This is a genomic window from Streptomyces fulvoviolaceus, from assembly GCF_000718165.1.
GTDB classification, from domain to species: domain Bacteria; phylum Actinomycetota; class Actinomycetes; order Streptomycetales; family Streptomycetaceae; genus Streptomyces; species Streptomyces fulvoviolaceus.
In genome coordinates this window covers 91,003-108,212 of record NZ_JOEY01000020.1, presented here as the reverse complement: position 1 = coordinate 108,212, position 17,210 = coordinate 91,003, and the positions used below count along the sequence as shown (strand labels likewise).

Genomic DNA, 17,210 nt, shown 5'->3' with positions numbered 1-17,210 from the left:
CCTTCGGGCCTGCGGGTGCGGCGCGTTCAGGCTACGTCGGCGTCCTCCCGCGGTGCCTGCCAGTTACGGGCGACGGACAGCACGAGCGGCCGGGCACCGCCCGGGGGCAGGCAGGCGCCGAGCATGCCCGCCAGCACCTCGCCCGGCCCCAGTTCCACGTAGGCGGTCACGCCGTCGTGGTGCATACGGCCGACCGCGTCCGCGAAACGGACGGGTTCGCGGACCGTGCGCACCCAGAAGTCGGGTGCGGTGGCCTGCTCCGCCGTGACCGGCTCGGCGGCGGTGTCGGAGAGCAACGGGCGGCGCGGAGCGCGCAGGTCCATGGTGAGCAGGGTGCGGCGGTACTCGTCCAGCAGGGGGTCGAAGCGTGGGGAGTGCGGCGCGACGTCGGCGCGCAGCACCTGCGTGCGGCGCCCGCGCGTCGCCCACTCCTCGCACACCTCGGCCACCGCCTCGGCGTCGCCCGACACGACCACGGACCGCGGTCCGTTGACCGCGGCGACCACCACGCCCCGCCCCAGGCGCAGTTCGCCCGGGGACGCCTCGACGGCCGCCATCCGGCCACCCTCCGGCAGCCCGGCCATCAGCCGCGACAGCGTGCCCATCGCACGGCAGGCGTCCGGCAGCGAGAAGACGCCCGCCGCGTGGGCGGCGGCCAGGTGTCCGGCCGAGTACCCGAACAGCACGTCCGGTTCGAGCCCCTGGCTCTCCAGGAGCCGGTACTGCGCGACCTGCAGAGCGAAGATCGCCGGAGCACCGAACGCGATGCGGTCGAGGAGCGCGGAGGTGGACGTGCCGGCAGGTGCGAACATCACGTCCCGGAGCGGCAGTTCGAGGTACGGGTCGAGGAGTGCGCAGGCCTCGTCGAGAGCCGCCGCGAACACCGGGAACGCGGCGTGGAGTTCACGGCCCATGCCCGGCTGCTGCGAACCGGCCGCGGAGAACAGGAACGCGGTCCGGGCCCGGGGGAGCGGCACCGGGACCGTGCTGGTCTTCACGGGAGCCGCCAGACGGTCGACCACATCCCGGGCCGAGCGGCACACCACGATCCGCTCCAAGTCGCCGGGATGCAGGAACCCCTCGTCCTGCGCGTGCTCCAGGAAGGACAGCAGCGGCTCGTAGAAACCGGACGGATCCAGCAGCAGACACGGCTTGTCATGGATCCGCAACTGCGCCCACGACAGCACCTCGATCAGCTCCTCCACGGTGCCCAGCCCGCCCGGCAGCGCCACGAACGCGTCGCCCAACTCGCCCATCCGGGCCTTGCGTTGATGCAGGTCCCCGACCACGTCCAGCCGGGTCAGCCCGGTGTGCGTGAGCTCGTACGGCAGCATGCGGCGCGGCACCACGCCGGTCACCGTCCCTCCGGCGCCCAGGGCCGCGTCCGCGAGCGCGCCCATGAGCCCGGTGCGGGCGCCGCCGTAGACCACTCCCAGGCCGGCCTCCGCGAGCGCGCGGCCGAGCTCCTCGGCGTTCCGCAGATGGTCGGGGCGACGGCCCGGGGAGGCGCCGCAGAACACGGTCACGGTGGTCACGGCGTTTACGGCCACAGTCCGTACCCCCGGGTGAGGATCCGGTACGGGTCGTGGCGGTCCTTGGCGTGGGCGAGATCCTGCCAGGCCGGGCCGAAGTGGCCGTGCCAGTCCGACGGGGTCATCGGGAGCGCGCTGACCGGGTGCAGGACTCCGCCGACGGCCCTGGCCCGTTCGTAGACCGTGCGGTTGGCGGAGACCAGCCGCCGTACTGCGGCCGGGTCCGTGGGCGGGGCCGTCCGCATCAGGGTGAGCAGGCACAGGCGCTCGTCCGGGGGCCTGCGCAGCAGCGGGGCCCGGAGCGTACGGCCCGTCAGCGGGCGGAGCTGGACCACACCGCAGGTGCGCAGCCCCTGTTGGTCCGGGTCGGCCAGCACGGCCGGCACGAAGGAGGCGGCGGCGTCCTCCGGGAGCAGCAGCGACAGCCACGGGTGCGGGCGCTGCCACTCGCCCGTGGCGCGCAGGAGGCGCTCGTCGCGGTCCGGACGGTGCAGGTACTCCTCGTAGGAGAGATCCTCGATCTCCACGGTGTCGCGGTCGTGGCCCAGGTTCCCGATCAACAGGTCGTCGTCGACGGGCAGTTCGGGTGTGTGCGGGGCGACCGCCTCGATCATGCAGGTCCAGGTGCCGCCGACCGAGGGCCGGACCTGTCCGCAGACGTGGCTGAAACGGCCGTCACGGCAGAGCCGCCGCTGGTCGGTGAGGTAGCTCTCCGGCGCGGCGTGGTACAGGCGGAAGCGCCGGACGTGTGCGGGGGCGGGGAGCAGCTGGAGGGTGGCCCGGACGATCAGCGCGCACTGGCCGAGACCGGCGAGAACGGCGTCGAACAGGTCGGGATGCCGCTGCCGCGAGCAGGTCAGCAGCTCGCCGGCACCCGTGACGACGTCCAACTCCCGTACCCAGTCCGCGACCAGGCCGTGCCGGTGACTGGTCGCGCCGAAGCCTCCGGTGCTCAGCACCCCGCCGAGGCTGGTGCCGAGATGGTCGGGGATCACCGGCGGCGCGAGCCCCTCGGCCAGGGCGGTCCCCACGACATCGCTCCACGTCGCGCCCGCCCCGGCGCTCAGCGTCCGGTCGCCCGGCTCACAGCGCACCTCGTTCAGCCGACCCGTGTCGACGACGTATCCGCCGTGCGCCTGCCCCTGGCCGTACAGCGCGTGTCCGCCGCCGCGCGCGGAGACCGGGAGTCCGCGCGGACCGGCGAAGGCCACCAGTTCCCGGATCGCGTCGGCGGAGTGCGCCGCGAGGACGCCCAGGGGCCGGGAGCCGACGATGTGACCGAAGTCGTCCGCCGCGCCCGTCATACGCTCGGCACGGGCGTCGGGCAGGGAAAGGAGATCGGATATTCCCTTCATGCCGCCCGCCCCCACGAACCGTGGCCGAATTCAGGTCCCGAAATCCGGTCCCCGAAGATGTCGCCGAAGATCCGGTGCTGCAGAAGTCCGTGCTCCGCGTGCCGTTCCGCGATCAGCGCGGCCATTCGGGTCAGGACGTTTTCGGACAGTTCCCCGTCGGCGACCTTCTCCACATCAAGTGAATACTTGGCGCAACATTCGAGCACGGCCTCAAAACCGTTGACGGAGGCCGCGAGCCGCCGCTGCCGGGGATCGTGCCAGAGTGCGGCCAGCTCATCGAGGAGGCTCCGGCCGGGGGCGGCCGGAGCGAGCATCGTGAACGCCCGGCGGGTGAGGGCGGCGACGTACGAGTCGTGGTCGGGAAGCGGGAGGACGCTGACCGTCAGCCGCCAGGGCAGCTCGGCCCGGCGGGCGGACAGCTCCCGCAGGAGCGAGATCGACCCCCCTTCGATGATCACCGACGGATGCTCCGCACCGAGCCGGTCCACCAGCTCGACCAGGGCATTCGTCGCCTCGACCGCGGACAGGTCGCCGTCCGCGAAGGTCCGGTCCCCGAGCCAGTGCCTGCACACGCCCGGCTCGTCTGCGCCCGCCCGGGCGCTTGTCGTGGCCAGGTCGGTGAAGCACTGCAAGCGGTCCGCGACGACGATCGGTGCCCCGCTCGCGCGGGCCAGCTCGGTGGCCGCCGCGCTCTTTCCGACGCCGGTCGGCCCCGCGATGAGATGGACCTGCGGACGCGCCTCCTGAGGCGTTTCCCTCTCCGTCATGACGGTGTCCCCTTCCGCTTTGTGTGCAGGGAAAGACGAGCGTCAACCTACGCGCGAGATGCGTGATCACGAACCAGGCGCGGACCTGGACGGGGCAAAGAGATAGCCACATTTCTGTGAGCTTGTTAAAGGTTAAAGTGCCCGGCTTTGCAAGCTTGCTGGAAGGGAATCCAGATCTATATGAATGAGCGTCCACGGAATTCTTGTCGAATTCTTGCCGTGCTCACGGAACTCACCCGCAGGAGGTCGCTCCCATGCAGTCCGACATGCTGCTCGCCGTCGCCGAAACCGTTCCCCCGTCCCCGACCGGTGATGGCAGCGTCGTCGTCGGCTACGGAACCGTGGAGGAACTGACCCGGTTCGCCGCCGACCCGAACTGGACCCTTCACGTGCCCGGACACCCCGTCGAGGTGCGGCAGGCGATCCTGGGCGCCGTCCGGCGCGGGGAGCGGGCCTACGTCCATGTCTCCGCCGAGTCCAACGCCGAACCGCGCGCCGCGACCGAAGGCTTCGAGCTGGTCCGGGAAGGGCTCGCCGGCGTGGTCCTCGCGGTGGGCGCCACGCTCGATCCGGTGCTCCGTGCCACGGCCGGACTGGACCTGGCCGTGCTCTACGCCCGCACCCTGCGGCCCTTCGACGAGGTCGGCCTGCGGACGGCCGTACTCGCCGCCGACCACGCGGACGTGGTGCTCGTCGGACCAGGGCTGCCCGGCACCTCGGCCCGCCATGTCGCCGAGACGCTGGTCCATGTGCCACACCGGTTGCTGTCCCTGGACGGCCGGGGCGGCCAGGACGGCCGGAGCGGCCTGGACGAGGAGGCCGTCGCGGGGGCCGTCCGGGACTTCCTGCGGTGACGGGCGTGGGCTTGCCGGGGCCACGGCCGTGGGCTTCCCGCGGGCACGGCCGTGACCGACGATCCATGCCGTTACTGATCAGTTACCCGTAGGGTCGGAAGGACGTACACCGGTCGAACGAAGGGGTCAGGACCATGGCGCAGGAGGTACGCGGGGTGATCGCACCGGGGAAGGACGAGCCGGTGCGGATCGAGACGATCGTCGTCCCGGACCCGGGACCGGGCGAGGCCGTGGTGCAGATCCAGGCCTGCGGCGTCTGCCACACCGACCTGCACTACAAGCAGGGCGGCATCAATGACGAGTTCCCCTTCCTGCTCGGCCACGAGGCCGCGGGCGTGGTGGAGTCGGTCGGCGAGGGCGTGACCGACGTGGCGCCCGGCGACTTCGTGATTCTCAACTGGCGGGCGGTGTGCGGGAAGTGTCGGGCCTGTCTGCGCGGGCGGCCCTGGTACTGCTTCGACACCCACAACGCGACGCAGAGGATGACGCTCGCCTCGACCGGGCAGGAGCTCTCCCCGGCGCTGGGCATCGGCGCGTTCGCGGAGAAGACGCTGGTCGCGGCCGGGCAGTGCACCAAGGTCGACCCGTCGGTCTCCGCCGCGGTGGCCGGGCTCCTCGGCTGCGGAGTGATGGCCGGCATCGGCGCGGCGATCAACACCGGCCAGGTCGGCCGGGGTGACACCGTGGCGGTGATCGGCTGCGGCGGGGTCGGCGACGCGGCCGTCGCCGGGGCCAGCCTGGCCGGCGCCGCGAAGATCATCGCCGTGGACATCGACGAGCACAAGCTGACCAAGGCGCGCGAGATGGGCGCCACCCACACCGTCAACTCGCGCGAGACCGACCCGGTCGAGGCGATCCGCGAGCTGACCGGCGGCTTCGGCGCCGACGTGGTCATCGAGGCGGTCGGCCACCCCGAGACGTACAAGCAGGCCTTCTACGCCCGCGACCTGGCCGGCACGGTCGTCCTGGTCGGTGTGCCCACCCCGGAGATGAAGCTGGAACTCCCGCTCCTGGACGTGTTCGGGCGCGGCGGTTCGCTGAAGTCCTCCTGGTACGGCGACTGCCTGCCGAGCCGTGACTTCCCGATGCTGATCGACCTGCATCTGCAAGGCCGCCTGGACCTGGAGGCGTTCGTGACCGAGACCATCCAACTCGACGAGGTGGAGAAGGCGTTCGAGCGCATGCACCACGGCGACGTCCTGCGCTCGGTGGTGGTGCTCTGATGACCGCGCGCATCGAACGCCTCGTCACCTCCGGGCAGTTCAGCCTCGACGGCGGCACCTGGGACGTCGACAACAACGTGTGGATCGTCGGTGACGACCACGAGGTCGTCGTCATCGACGCCGCCCACGACGCCGACGCCATCGCCGAGGCCGTCGGCGACCGTCGGCTGACCGCGATCGTGTGCACCCACGCCCACAACGACCACATCGACGCCGCCCCGGCCCTCGCCGACCGCACCGGCGCCACGATCTGGCTGCACCCCGACGACCTGCCGCTGTGGAAGCAGACCCACCCCGACCGCGACCCCGACGCGCACCTCCTCGACGGCCAGGTGATCGAGGCTGCCGGAGTCGATCTGAGGGTGCTGCACACCCCCGGTCACGCGCCCGGTGCGGTCTGCCTCTACGACCCGGGTCTGGCGACCGTGTTCACCGGCGACACCCTCTTCCAGGGCGGTCCCGGCGCCACCGGCCGCTCCTACTCCCACTTCCCGACGATCATCGACTCGATCCGCGACCGCCTGCTCGCGCTCCCACCCGAGACGAAGGTCCTCACCGGCCACGGCGACCCCACCACCATCGGCGCCGAGGCCCCGCACCTTCAGGAGTGGATCGCCCGCGGGCACTGATCGACCGGCGATACGCCACCTGCCATGACCTCCGACGAACTCGTGAACCTCCATGGCGTGGGCGTGCTGCGCTGCGCTTCCGACGGGCCGCAACTCGACGGCGAGGGCGCGGCGCTCGATCTGATCGGCGACGCGATGGGGCGGGACGCGCAGGTCGTCGCAGTCCCCGCGGAACGGGTCGGCGAGGAGTTCTTCCGGCTGCGGTCGGGGATCGCGGGCGCGATCATGCAGAAGTTCGTGAACTACCGGGTACGGCTCGCCGTCGTCGGGGACGTCTCCCACCACGTGGCCGGGAGCACGGCTCTGCGTGACTTCGTCCACGAGACGAGCCAGGGCGGCCACATCTGGTTCCTGGCGGATCTCGACGCTCTGGACGAGAAACTGCGCGCGGCCGGGTGATCCGAAAGAAAAGGTGACAGAGGTTGTCCGGCTTTCCGGTCATGCTCGATACGACATCGGGCACACGGGAGGTCGGACATGTCACAGCCGCTGCAGGGCAAGGTCGCACTGGTAGCCGGAGCCACCAGGGGAGCCGGACGCGGCATCGCCGTGGAGCTCGGGGCGGCCGGTGCCACCGTGTACGTCACCGGGCGCAGCACCCGGGAGCGGCGCTCGGAGTACGACCGCCCGGAGACCATCGAGGACACCGCCGACCTGGTCACCGGGGCCGGCGGCCACGGCGTCGCCGTACCCACCGACCATCTGGACCCGGCGCAGGTCCGCACGCTCGTCGACCGCATCGCCGCCGACCAGGGCCGCCTCGACGTCCTCGTCAACGACATCTGGGGCGGCGAGAAGCTCTTCGAGTGGGACAGCCCCATTTGGGAGCACGACCTCGACAACGGGCTCAGGCTGCTCAGGCTCGCGGTCGAGACGCACGCCATCACCAACCACCACGCCCTGCCGCTGCTCCTGCGAAACCCCGGCGGACTGGTGGTCGAGATGACCGACGGCACCGCGGACTACAACCGCGACACCTACCGCAACTCCTTCTTCTACGACCTCGCCAAGGCGTCCGTCCTGCGCATGGCCTTCGCCCTCGGCCATGAACTCGGACCACGCGGAGCCACGGCCGTCGCCCTGACCCCCGGCTGGCTGCGTTCGGAGATGATGCTGGACAACTTCGGGGTGCGCGAGGAGAACTGGCGCGACGCCCTCAACCGCGTCCCGCACTTCGCCATCTCGGAGACACCCCGCTACGTGGGCCGCGCCGTCGCCGCGCTCGCCTCCGACCCCGACGTGGCCCGCTGGAACGGCGAGTCCCTCTCCAGCGGCGCACTCGCCAGGACGTACGGCTTCACGGACCTCGACGGCAGCCGCCCGGACGCCTGGCGCTACCTCGTCGAGGTCCAGGACGCGGGCAAGCCGGCGGACACGACGGGCTACCGCTGAGGCTCAGGCCCTGTGCCGTTCACCGGCAGCGGCCAGCGCGCCGAGTGGCCGGGCGGCAGCGCCAGATCGTCCCGTACGGCGGCGTAGTAGCCCTCGCGTCCGGCGCGCTGCCGCTCCAGCAGGGCCTGCCACGCCGCCGGATCCCGCGTCCCCTCGCGCAGGAACCTCTCCATCTCCACGACCACGACGACCCATGCCCGGGCCCGCTCCACCACATCCGTGCTGCCCAGCAGGATCAGCGCCTCCCCGGCCGGGTCCCGCGCGACATCGGCCTCGGCCAGCAGCGGCGCGGCCTCCTCCGGAGACAGGGAATGCGGGTTCGGATCGTTGCCGAAGTGTGCGGCGAGCCGGTAGGTCAGCGTGACGGACCTCTTCACCGCCCGCGCGTACTCGGTGTACACCGCGAGTTTCCGCTCCTCCCAGCGCACCGCCTGCTCGCCCTGGAACCGGACGCGGTCGCCCCGGACGACCGCGAGATAGGAACCGAGCGCGCCGATGACGACGCCGATGAGCGCGGGGAGTTGCTGTATGAACGCGGACATGGGCGCACGCTATCTGCCCGGTTGATCTTTCCGGGACTACCTTCGAGCCCATGACGCACACAAAGCGCTTTGAGGGGTACGGAGTTCTCGTCACCGGAGCGGCTCGCGGTATCGGCGCGGCCATCGCCCGCAGGCTCGCCGAGGAAGGGGCGAGGGTGCTGCTGACCGACAGGGACGGCCCGGTGGCCGAGAAGACCGCGGCGGAGCTGCGCGAACAGGGGCTGACGGCGGAGGCGTTGGAGTGCGACGTGGCGGACCGGACATCCGTCGAGGGGGCCGTCGCCCACGCCGTCGACGCGTTCGGCTCGCTCGACGTCCTGGTCAACAGCGCCGCCAGCTGCACCCCCGCCGCCCCGCTCTTCGAGGACGAACCCGACGAGACGTGGGCACGCGACCTGGACATCACCCTGACCGGCCCGTACCGCTGCTGCCGCGCCGCCCTCCCGCACCTGGCCGCCTCCGGACGGGGCGCGGTCGTCAACATCGGCTCCGTCAACGGCCTCCAGGACTTCGGCAACCACGCCTACAGCGCCGCCAAGGCCGGTCTCGGCTCCCTGACCCGCACCGTGGCCGGACACGCGGCCGCCCGCGGAGTGCGCGTCAACCTGGTCGTGCCCGGCACCGTCCGCACCAGCGCCTGGGAGGGACGCGACGACGAACTCGCCGAGATGCGCAAGCTGTATCCGCTCGGCCGGGTCGGCGAACCCGAGGACATCGCGGCCGCCGTCGCCTTCCTCGCCTCCCGCGACGCGGCCTGGATCACCGGCACGACAGTGGTCGTCGACGGCGGCCTCACCGCGGTCAACAACGGATTCCACGCAGCGGTCCGACACGGTAGCGACACTTAAGGATCGCTGGAGATCTTTTCACTTGTCCTGTGAGGATCTCTCGGGCAGCGTTCTCGTGTGCCGACCGAATCCCCTTGGCGTACCGCCGACTTCCGCATCCTGTTCGCCGCGAGCACGCTCAGCCAGCTCGGCACGAACGTCAGCTACGTCGCCGTACCCCTGATCGCCGTCGTGGCCCTGGACGCCGACCCCGGCCAGGTCGGCGCCCTGGCCACGCTCAGCACCCTGGCGTTCCTGCTCATCGGGCTGCCCGCCGGGGCGTGGGTGGACCGGATGCGACACCGCGGGGTGCTCATCGCGGCGGACCTGGCCCGGGCGGTGCTGTTCGCCTCCGTCCCGCTCGCCTGGTGGGCGGACACACTCACCCTCGGCCAGCTCTACGCGGTCGTCCTGCTGAACGGCTGCGCGACCGTCTTCTTCGACGTCGGCTCGCAGAGCGTCCTGCCCGCGCTCGTGGGCCGTGAGGCCCTCGTGCCCGCCAACGCCGCCATGGTCAGCCTGCAGGCGGTCGGCAACATCGGCGGACGCAGCGCGGGCGGCGCCCTCGTCCAACTCCTCGGCGCACCCGTCGCCGTGCTCTGCGCGGCGGCGACCTATCTCGCCTCCGCGCTCCAACTCACCTTCGTCCGCCGCAAGGAGGCACTTCCCGCCCCGGCACACGACACCGGACTGCGCGCCCAGATCGTCGAAGGCCTGCGGCACGTCTTCGGCAACCCGGAGCTGCGCGCCCTCGCCCTCACCGCCACCCTCACCAACCTGGGCATGCAGACCATCAACACCATGCTCCCGGTCCTGTTCGTGCGTGAACTGCGGCTGCCCGCCGGTGCGTTGGGCCTGTTCTGGGCGGCCGGCGGGCTCGGCCTCCTGGTCGGCGCCCGCTGCGCCCGGTCCCTCGCCGGGCGCCTCGGGTACGGCCGTACGCTCGGACTGGCCGGAGCCGTCCTCGCACCCGCCGGACTGCTGGTTCCGCTGATCGACCGCGGACCCTGGCTGTGGCTCGCGGGCGCGGGCTGGATGCTGGCCCTGTTCAAGACGGGCACGGACAACGTCCTCGGTGTGAGCCTGCGCCAGCGGATGACCTCGGACGACCTCCTCGGCCGTATGAACGCCACGTTCCGCTGCGTGCTCACCGGAGCGCTCGCCATCGGCGGCGCCCTGTCCGGCCTCGTCGGTGAACTGGCCGGGGTGCGCGCCACGCTGTGGGTGGGCGGAGTCCTGCTGAGCGTCGCGTTCCTGCCGGTCTTCCTCTCCCCGGTCCGCACCCGCCGTGAACTCCCCGCCCAGCAGACCGTGTCGGCCGTCAGGCAACCGGCGGCGAGGTGAAGGGCGCCGAGCAGACGCGGAGGCCCTGGGTTTTTGTCACCGTTTTGTCGCAGCGCGTCCAGCAGTACAACGAAGGGGAGCGGGCACCGGTCTAGCTGGCAGGGATCACAGGACCGGGTGAAAGGGACAGGCCATGGGGGACATACGCAGACGGGCAGCCGTCGTACTGGGCGTCACCGGACTCGTCGCACCGCTCACGCTCGCGCTCGGCACCGCGCCGGCGCAGGCCGCGAGCTGCACGACGCAGACCGGGCCGTACCAGAAGCAGGTGGAGAAGTTCCTCGGCCGGCCGGTCGACGGCAAGCAGTCCGCCGCCGACTGCAAGGCCATCCAGGCCTTCCAGAACAAGCACGGCATCACCCCGAACGCCGGGTACGCGGGCCCCGTCACCTGGGGCGTCATGGACTTGATGAACAAGCAGAAGGCCGTCGGGAACAACCCCAACAAGGCCGGCAAGTGCCCGGTGAACAAGGGCCGTATCGCCTGCGTGAACCTGACCCTCCAGCTGAGCTGGATCCAGGACGGCAAGACGCTCGTGTACGGCCCCGTCCCGGTCCGCACCGGCCGCAACGGGTACGAGACCCGCACCGGCCTGAAGAAGATCTACTGGCGGAACATCGACCACGTGTCGACCATCTACAACGTGCCGATGCCCTACAGCCAGTTCTTCGACGGCGGCCAGGCCTTCCACTCGGTCAGTCTCAGCATGTGGAACCCGCCGGGCTCGCACGGCTGCGTCAACATGACCAAGGCCACCGCCAAGAAGTACTGGTCGCTGCTGAAGAAGGGCGACGACGTCTACGTGTACGGCCGCAAGCCGGGCACCTGAGGCAGGTGCCCGGCTTGCGCGCCCCGCTACTGGGGCGCGTCCCCGAAGTCCGGGATCTCCAGCCTCGCCCCGCCCTGCCGCGCGGACTCGTGCGCGACGATGCCCGGCAGGGTGTAGCGGGCCGCGACCCACGCGTTCACGGACGGCAGCGTCCGCGTGTTGACCGCGGTCACGAAGTCGTCCACCAGGAAGTGATGGCTGCCTTCGTGCCCGTTGTGCAGGTTGTCGAACTCCCGCGGCAGCCGCGACCGGTCGTGCACCGGCGCCGACCCGGAGGTGAAGGCGGCCCGCAGATCCGGCGCGATGTGCTGGAGGGAGGGATCGTCGGGAGACAACGTGGGCTTGGGCTCGAGGAGTTCGCTGATGTCCTTCACCCCCTTCTTGTCCTGCCAGAAGGCCACCGTGGCGAGCTGCTCCATACTCGCCTCCGTCCCGAAGAACCGGAAACGCGACTCCCGGATGTGTGAGGGATAGCCGACCCGTCGGAACTCGTTCGTACGGAACGAGCCGCCGCCCGCCACCTCGAACAGCGCGGTCGCGTTGGAGACGTCGTTGCCGAACTGGCTGACGTCCTTGTCGAACACGCCGTCCCCGCGGTCGTCGGTCACCCCGATCGCCGACACGCTCACCGCGTGCGTCTGCCAGGCACCCAGCACCCCGCCCACCGAGTGCGTCGGGTAGAGGAGCGGGGGATAGCTGGCGGTCGCCTTCCAGTTGTCGCCGCCGCTGTATTGGTACGCCTCGTAGAACCCGAGGTCCATGTCGTGGACGTAGTCGCCCTCGGCGTAGAAGATCCGCCCGAAGGCGCCCTCCGCGATCTGGTTGCGGGCGTGCACGGTGGCCGGGTTGTACTGGCTGGTCTCGCCCATCATGTACGTCAGTCCGGTCGCCTTGACCGCGTCGATGATCGCCGAGATCTCCTCCGTGGCGATGGCCATGGGGACGGCGGAGTACACGTGCTTGCCGGCATTGAGACCCTGCAGGACGAGCGGTCCGTGCGTCCAGCGCTGGGTGAAGATCGCGACCGCGTCGACGGCCTTCGATTCCAGCATCGCCTCGTACGACGGGAAGGTGCCCGTCAGGTCCTCGGCGGCGGCGAGCAGCTCGGCCCGGTCGGACAGGAGGTCGGTGACGTAGACGTCGCTGACGCCGGGGTGGGCCAGGAACAGCTTGGCGAACTGTCCCGAGAACTGTCCGGCGCCGACGATGCCGAGGGAGAACGTCATGGATGGCGTGCCCTTCACTGGTTGCTTCACTGGTCGAGGATCAGGTTGATCTGGCTGTTGGTCTGGTCGAGGCCGGTCACGGACTTCCCGTTGCCGAAGATGTCCTGCATGGCCGGGTGCATCAGCGCGTACACGTCGGCCGCGTAGTTGGTGATCGGATAGGAGAAGGTCGTGAAGTCCTTCTTGTCGGCGACCGGTTCGGTGAACGCGCTGACGTCGAGGCCCTTCTTCTTGTACGCCGCCACCGCGGCCTTCGTGCCGTCGGGTGTGGCCGGGAAGACGATCCCGTAACTGCCCACCGTCTTCTGGCACTCGTTCGAGGCCAGGTACTCGACCCACTTCTTCGCGCCCGCCTTGTTGTCGGCGTTCTTGGTGATCGAGTCGGCGAGGCCGTTCATCATCGTGGCGCGCTTGCCGGTCGGGCCGGCGGGCGTGACGGCGGTGTCCATGTCCATGCCCTTGAAGCCGGCGTACGACGAGATCATCCACGCCCCGTCGAAGGCGGAGGCCGCCTTGCCCGCGGCCACCTGGGTGTTGGCCTGGTTGGACTGGGAGTTGTAGTCGGTGAAGGGCACCATGTAGCCCTTGTTCGCCATCCCGAAGTACCACTTGATGACCGACTGGAAGGTCTTGCTGTCGTACTGGTACTTCGTGCCCCAGCGCTTCTGGTCCGTGTAGGTCCAGCCGGCGGAGGCGGTGAAGGTGCTCCACTGGGTCTGGCCGTCGCCGTCCCCGCCGCCGTTGGTGGCGAGGCCGTACACCTTGACGTTGTTCTTGTCGAAGCCCGGCTCGTCGCCCCGCCTGCCCTTGTTGTCCACCGTGAGGTGCGCGATCGCCTTCTCGAAGGTGCCGCCGTCCTTCGGGTTCCAGGACAGGTTGTTGAGCTGCTCGGCGGTGAGGCCCGCGTCCTTCGCCATCTTGCGGTTGTAGAAGAGGGCGACGGTGTCCCAGTCCTTGGGGGCGCCGTAGCGGTGGCCGTCCTGGCCCATCCAGTTGGCGCCGAGCCCCGGCTGGTAGTTCGCGTCGTCGATGCCCAGGTCATCCAGTGGTTCGAGGACCTTCAGATCGGCGAACTGGCCGAACTTCTGGATGTGGTCCGTGAACACGTCAGGCTCGGTCCCGGCGATGAAGCTCGCGGTGAGCTTGGTCCAGTAGTCGTCCCAGCCCAACTGGGTGATCTTCACCTTCAGCCCGGGGTTCTGCTGCGCGAAGTCCTTCGCGCACGCCTCGTAGGCGGGCAGCTGGTTGGCGTCCCACAGCCAGTACGTCACTGTGTTCGCCGACGACCCGGCACCCCCGCCCTGGGCGCAGCCGCTCACCAGGGACAGCGCGAGCGCCCCGGTCAGCGCGGTGACCGTACGCATACGAATCCGCATGTCCGTCCCCTTACTTGATGCCGGTGAAGCTGATGGTGCTGACGATGCGGCGCGCGAAGAACCCGAAGAGCACGAGCATGGGCAGGGCCGCGATGAGCGTCGCCGCCATCAGGCCCGACCAGTCGGTGCCGGTCTGCGGGGTCTGCGCCCGGAAGATGGCCAGCGCCACCGTGAGCACGCGCGAGGTGTCGCTGTAGGACACCATCAGCGGCCAGAAGTAGTCGTTCCAGGACGTGATGTACGTCAGCACCGCCAGGGTCAGGACCGGCGTGGACGCCATCGGCAGCAGCACCCGGAAGAAGATCCGCACCTTCCCGGCGCCGTCGAGCAGCGCCGCCTCCTCGACCTCCCTCGGGATGTTCATGAAGAACTGCCGGAGGAAGAACACCGCGAACGGCGTCATGAACATCGTCGGCAGGGCGATCCCCAACAGGGAGTCCACCAGGCCGAGTTCCTTGATGAGCACGAAGTTCGGCAGCAGGGTGAAGATGGTCGGCACCATCAGACCGGCGAGGAACAGGGCGAACACCTTGTCCCGGCCGCGCCAGCGCAGCCGTGCGAAGGCGTACGCGGCCATGGCGGAGAAGAAGATCTGGCAGACGGTGACGATGGTCGAAACGACCACCGAATTGAGCAGGTAGCGCCAGAACTTCAGCCCGCCGCCCGCACCGCCCTGGGCGATCGCCTCCTTGGTCGACTGGAGACCGAGCGCTCGCTCGAAACCGCCCGCGGTCATGTCGACCGGCAAGGGATCACCTGGGCTCGCCGCGAGTCCGGAGTTGGTGGACAGCGCGGTGCGCAGGATCCAGTAGAACGGCAACAGGGTGACGAGCACGATCGCGGCCATCACCGCCCAGGCCACGATCCGCCCGGGGGAGAGGCGGCGCCTGGCGGGCCGTATGTCGGTGGTCTGCGTCGTCGGGGCAGCTACAGCAGCCATGTCGACTCCTCCCGTTCAGCCGAGGTCGGTCTGACCGGCTCGGGTGAGCCGGTACTGGACGAAGGTGATCGCGCTGAGCACGACGAGCAGGGCGACCGACATCGCGGAGGCGTAGCCGAACTGGAAGCGGCCGAAGGCGGCGCCGTAGATGTAGTACTGCAGGACGTTGGTGGCGTCCGCCGGGCCGCCCCTGGTGGTCACGGCGACCGTGTCGAACACCTGGAACGAACCGATCACCGTCATGATCAGTACGACCGCGAGGACCGGACGCAGCAGCGGCATCGTGATCCGCCAGAACATCCGCCACTCGCTCGCGCCGTCCACCTTCGCCGCCTCGTACATGTCGTTCGGGATGGCCTGCAGACCGGCGAACAGCAGCAGCGCGGTGTAGCCGATGTGCCGCCACACATTGATCAAGGCGATCGTCGGGATCGCCCAGGTCTCGTCGGCCAGGAACGGGATGCGGTCGAAGCCGAGCCCTGCGATGATCTCGTTGCCGATGCCGAGCTGGGTGTCCAGGATCCAGAGCCAGACGATGCCGGCGACGACGTTGGACATCAGATACGGCGTGAGCACGACCCCGCGCAGCACTGCCGACTGCGTCAGCCGCTGCAGCAGCACGGCGACCGCCAGCGCCGCGACCGTCTGCACCCCGATGTTGATGATCACGTACACGACTGTGACCTTGAGGGAGTTCCAGAAGATCGGGTCGTGGACCATGCGGACGTAGTTGTCGAAGCCGACCCACTCGGCCGGGGTGAGCAGGTTGAAGCGGGTGAAGCTCAGATAGATGCCCCGCAGTGTCGGCCAGAGCAGGAAGACCACGAAACCCAGCAGGGCCGGCGCGATGAACACCGCGGCCAGACGCCCGTCGCCCCGGCTCTCACCTGCCCCTCGCCGGTCCGTCCTCGACTTGGTCAGGCCACCCTCTGCGCTGCCCAGCGGCAGACGCGACGGAGGGCTGCTGGAGGCGATGGTCATCGGGAGACTCCCTTGTCCGCGGCGGCTCGTCCTCGGTCACTTACTTTTGTGGCGAAAGAATCCAGGCGTCAAGGGTCGTGACAACATCTTTTCCAGGACGGGTTCGGGGTCCTAGAATGGTCATGTTGCTTTTACTGTGAAAAAAAGTGGTGGGGGAGACTGACCTTCATGACCGCAGTTGCCGCCAGCTGGCTTCCCCTGAGCCCGGGTGAACGCTCCGTGGCGATCGAGGTGCTCGTCCACGGCCCGCTGTCGCGCACCGAAATCGCCCGACGGCTGAACCTCTCCGCCGGCAGCCTCACCAGGCTGACCAAACCGCTGATCGAGTCGGGCCTGCTGATCGAGGTCCCCGAGGCGGGCACCCCGGCGGAAGTGCGCCAGGGCCGCCCGTCACAGCCGCTGGACGTCGTCGCCGAGTCCCGCGCCTTCATCGGCTTCAAGATCACCGAAGACATGGTCTACGGCGTCGTCACCACCCTCAGAAGCGAGATCGTCGCCCGCCACGACCGGCCGCTCACCACCCACGACCCCGCCGAAGTCGCCGACCTGCTCGCGGAGATGACGGCCGAGCTCGCCCACGACCATCCGCGCCTCGCCGGCATCGGCATCGGGGTCGGCGGCCTGGTCCAGGACCGTGCCGTGGTCGGCGAGTCCCCGTTCCTGCGCTGGCGGGACGTCCCGCTGGCCGAACTCGTCGAGGTGCGCACGGGGTTGCCGGTGGTCGTCGAGAACGACGTAGCCGCACTCGTCGAGGCCGAGACCTGGTTCGGCGCCGGCCGCGGCCTCGACCGCTTCGTGGTCCTGACCATCGGCGCCGGCATCGGCTACGGCCTCGTCCTGGGCGGCAAGCGGGTGCCCTGCGCCGAGGAGGACCGGGGCTTCGGCCGCCACTGGATCATCAACCCCAACGGCCCGCTCACTCCCGACGGCGAACGTGGCAGCGCCGTCTCCCTGTTGACCATCTCCAGCATCCGCTACCAGGTCCGGGCCGCCACCGGCCGTGACCTGATGTACGAGGAGATCCTCGAACTCGCCGCCGCCGACGAGTCGATGCCCGCCCGCGTCATCGACGAGGCGGCACGCGCCCTCGGCACGCTCGTCGCCCACATCGCCAACTTCGCCATGCCCCAGAAGATCCTGCTCGCCGGAGAGGGCGTCGGCCTGATGGACGTGGCGGGCAAGGCGGTCGCGGAGACCGTCCGGCTCCACCGGCATCCGCTGGCGCCGCCCGTCGCCCTGGAGACCAAGGTGTCCGACTTCCACGACTGGGCCCGCGGAGCTGCTGTGTTGGCTATCCAGGTGCTGGTCCTGGGTGCGGCCGAAGCGTGAACCGGAGCACGGATCCCGGCGGATGGACGTGATCAGCAACACGGTCCGTTATGTCCGGTTTCTC

At 69.9% G+C, this 17,210-nt stretch carries 17 protein-coding genes; 9 read left to right on the top strand and 8 right to left on the bottom strand.

The genetic code is table 11. The features are described 5' to 3' along the window. Positions 1-26: 26 nt before the first annotated feature. The 3 genes from IG08_RS0122205 to IG08_RS0122195 are packed head-to-tail and all read right to left on the bottom strand — an operon-like array spanning position 27 to position 3,654. On the bottom strand, positions 27-1,535 hold the full coding sequence (locus IG08_RS0122205) for a TIGR00730 family Rossman fold protein (protein WP_234342939.1): 1,509 nt from the start codon (positions 1,533-1,535) through the stop codon (positions 27-29). Positions 1,536-1,540: 5 nt separating this feature from the next. Further along, positions 1,541-2,887: an FAD-binding protein gene (locus IG08_RS0122200; protein ID WP_030605236.1), complete on the bottom strand. Its 1,347-nt coding sequence runs from the start codon at positions 2,885-2,887 to the stop codon at positions 1,541-1,543. After that, a complete protein-coding gene (locus IG08_RS0122195) occupies positions 2,884-3,654 on the bottom strand; it encodes an isopentenyl transferase family protein (protein WP_052424827.1) in 771 nt (256 codons plus the stop codon). The genes IG08_RS0122200 and IG08_RS0122195 overlap by 4 nt, the downstream gene beginning before the upstream one ends. Positions 3,655-3,908: 254 nt before the next feature. Between IG08_RS0122195 and IG08_RS0122190 the strand changes: the two genes are divergently transcribed. From IG08_RS0122190 to IG08_RS0122170, 5 genes are all read left to right on the top strand, one after another. Then, positions 3,909-4,508: a hypothetical protein gene (locus tag IG08_RS0122190; RefSeq protein WP_030605230.1), complete on the top strand. Its 600-nt coding sequence runs from the start codon at positions 3,909-3,911 to the stop codon at positions 4,506-4,508. Positions 4,509-4,642: 134 nt separating this feature from the next. Beyond that, a complete protein-coding gene (locus IG08_RS0122185) occupies positions 4,643-5,731 on the top strand; it encodes an S-(hydroxymethyl)mycothiol dehydrogenase (protein WP_030605227.1) in 1,089 nt (362 codons plus the stop codon). Then, positions 5,731-6,360: an MBL fold metallo-hydrolase gene (locus IG08_RS0122180; RefSeq protein ID WP_030605224.1), complete on the top strand. Its 630-nt coding sequence runs from the start codon at positions 5,731-5,733 to the stop codon at positions 6,358-6,360. Before IG08_RS0122185 ends, IG08_RS0122180 begins: the two co-directional genes overlap by 1 nt. A gap of 24 nt (positions 6,361-6,384) precedes the next feature. After that, positions 6,385-6,759: a DUF4180 domain-containing protein gene (locus IG08_RS0122175; protein ID WP_030605222.1), complete on the top strand. Its 375-nt coding sequence runs from the start codon at positions 6,385-6,387 to the stop codon at positions 6,757-6,759. Between the two features lie 78 nt (positions 6,760-6,837). Beyond that, positions 6,838-7,752 (top strand): SDR family oxidoreductase, encoded by a 915-nt coding sequence (locus tag IG08_RS0122170; protein ID WP_030605220.1) that lies wholly within the window; start codon positions 6,838-6,840, stop codon positions 7,750-7,752. Here IG08_RS0122170 and IG08_RS0122165 read toward each other — a convergent pair. Beyond that, positions 7,743-8,294 (bottom strand): hypothetical protein, encoded by a 552-nt coding sequence (locus IG08_RS0122165; RefSeq protein WP_030605219.1) that lies wholly within the window; start codon positions 8,292-8,294, stop codon positions 7,743-7,745. The genes IG08_RS0122170 and IG08_RS0122165 overlap by 10 nt on opposite strands. A 50-nt stretch (positions 8,295-8,344) precedes the next feature. Here IG08_RS0122165 and IG08_RS0122160 point away from each other — a divergent pair, with 50 nt between their 5' ends. The 3 genes from IG08_RS0122160 to IG08_RS0122150 all read left to right on the top strand — a co-directional run bounded on the left by IG08_RS0122160 (position 8,345) and on the right by IG08_RS0122150 (position 11,294). Then, positions 8,345-9,142 (top strand): SDR family NAD(P)-dependent oxidoreductase, encoded by a 798-nt coding sequence (locus IG08_RS0122160; RefSeq protein ID WP_030605217.1) that lies wholly within the window; start codon positions 8,345-8,347, stop codon positions 9,140-9,142. Between the two features lie 57 nt (positions 9,143-9,199). After that, entirely contained in the window at positions 9,200-10,465 is a 1,266-nt protein-coding gene (locus IG08_RS0122155; RefSeq protein ID WP_030605215.1) for an MFS transporter, read from the top strand. 133 nt (positions 10,466-10,598) lie between these two features. Next, on the top strand, positions 10,599-11,294 hold the full coding sequence (locus IG08_RS0122150; protein WP_030605213.1) for a L,D-transpeptidase family protein: 696 nt from the start codon (positions 10,599-10,601) through the stop codon (positions 11,292-11,294). 26 nt (positions 11,295-11,320) lie between these two features. Here IG08_RS0122150 and IG08_RS0122145 read toward each other — a convergent pair whose 3' ends face one another. From IG08_RS0122145 to IG08_RS0122130, 4 genes are read right to left on the bottom strand one after another with little or no spacing between them, the layout of a single operon-like run. After that, positions 11,321-12,520, bottom strand: coding sequence for a Gfo/Idh/MocA family protein (locus tag IG08_RS0122145; RefSeq protein ID WP_030605211.1), 1,200 nt, complete (start codon positions 12,518-12,520; stop codon positions 11,321-11,323). Positions 12,521-12,546: 26 nt separating this feature from the next. After that, entirely contained in the window at positions 12,547-13,890 is a 1,344-nt protein-coding gene (locus IG08_RS0122140) for an ABC transporter substrate-binding protein (protein WP_234342942.1), read from the bottom strand. A 16-nt stretch (positions 13,891-13,906) separates the two neighbouring features. Then, on the bottom strand, positions 13,907-14,836 hold the full coding sequence (locus IG08_RS0122135; protein ID WP_030605208.1) for a carbohydrate ABC transporter permease: 930 nt from the start codon (positions 14,834-14,836) through the stop codon (positions 13,907-13,909). Positions 14,837-14,851: 15 nt separating this feature from the next. Then, the gene (locus IG08_RS0122130; protein ID WP_030605206.1) at positions 14,852-15,817 is read right to left on the bottom strand and encodes a carbohydrate ABC transporter permease; all 966 of its coding nucleotides are present in this window, start codon (positions 15,815-15,817) and stop codon (positions 14,852-14,854) included. 168 nt (positions 15,818-15,985) lie between these two features. Between IG08_RS0122130 and IG08_RS0122125 the strand changes: the two genes are divergently transcribed. Then, positions 15,986-17,146, top strand: coding sequence for an ROK family transcriptional regulator (locus IG08_RS0122125; RefSeq protein WP_030605204.1), 1,161 nt, complete (start codon positions 15,986-15,988; stop codon positions 17,144-17,146). Positions 17,147-17,210: the final 64 nt, after the last annotated feature.

What these genes read in the sequence shown, in the direction of transcription:
- IG08_RS0122200 (WP_030605236.1), bottom strand. Translation starts at nt 2,887, where the DNA reads ATGAAGGGAATATCCGATCTCCTTTCCCTGCCCGACGCCCGTGCCGAG.
- IG08_RS0122195 (WP_052424827.1), bottom strand. Translation starts at nt 3,654, where the DNA reads ATGACGGAGAGGGAAACGCCTCAGGAGGCGCGTCCGCAGGTCCATCTC.
- IG08_RS0122190 (WP_030605230.1), top strand. Translation starts at nt 3,909, where the DNA reads ATGCAGTCCGACATGCTGCTCGCCGTCGCCGAAACCGTTCCCCCGTCC.
- IG08_RS0122185 (WP_030605227.1), top strand. Translation starts at nt 4,643, where the DNA reads ATGGCGCAGGAGGTACGCGGGGTGATCGCACCGGGGAAGGACGAGCCG.
- IG08_RS0122180 (WP_030605224.1), top strand. Translation starts at nt 5,731, where the DNA reads ATGACCGCGCGCATCGAACGCCTCGTCACCTCCGGGCAGTTCAGCCTC.
- IG08_RS0122175 (WP_030605222.1), top strand. Translation starts at nt 6,385, where the DNA reads ATGACCTCCGACGAACTCGTGAACCTCCATGGCGTGGGCGTGCTGCGC.
- IG08_RS0122170 (WP_030605220.1), top strand. Translation starts at nt 6,838, where the DNA reads ATGTCACAGCCGCTGCAGGGCAAGGTCGCACTGGTAGCCGGAGCCACC.
- IG08_RS0122165 (WP_030605219.1), bottom strand. Translation starts at nt 8,294, where the DNA reads ATGTCCGCGTTCATACAGCAACTCCCCGCGCTCATCGGCGTCGTCATC.
- IG08_RS0122160 (WP_030605217.1), top strand. Translation starts at nt 8,345, where the DNA reads ATGACGCACACAAAGCGCTTTGAGGGGTACGGAGTTCTCGTCACCGGA.
- IG08_RS0122150 (WP_030605213.1), top strand. Translation starts at nt 10,599, where the DNA reads ATGGGGGACATACGCAGACGGGCAGCCGTCGTACTGGGCGTCACCGGA.
- IG08_RS0122145 (WP_030605211.1), bottom strand. Translation starts at nt 12,520, where the DNA reads ATGACGTTCTCCCTCGGCATCGTCGGCGCCGGACAGTTCTCGGGACAG.
- IG08_RS0122135 (WP_030605208.1), bottom strand. Translation starts at nt 14,836, where the DNA reads ATGGCTGCTGTAGCTGCCCCGACGACGCAGACCACCGACATACGGCCC.
- IG08_RS0122130 (WP_030605206.1), bottom strand. Translation starts at nt 15,817, where the DNA reads ATGACCATCGCCTCCAGCAGCCCTCCGTCGCGTCTGCCGCTGGGCAGC.
- IG08_RS0122125 (WP_030605204.1), top strand. Translation starts at nt 15,986, where the DNA reads ATGACCGCAGTTGCCGCCAGCTGGCTTCCCCTGAGCCCGGGTGAACGC.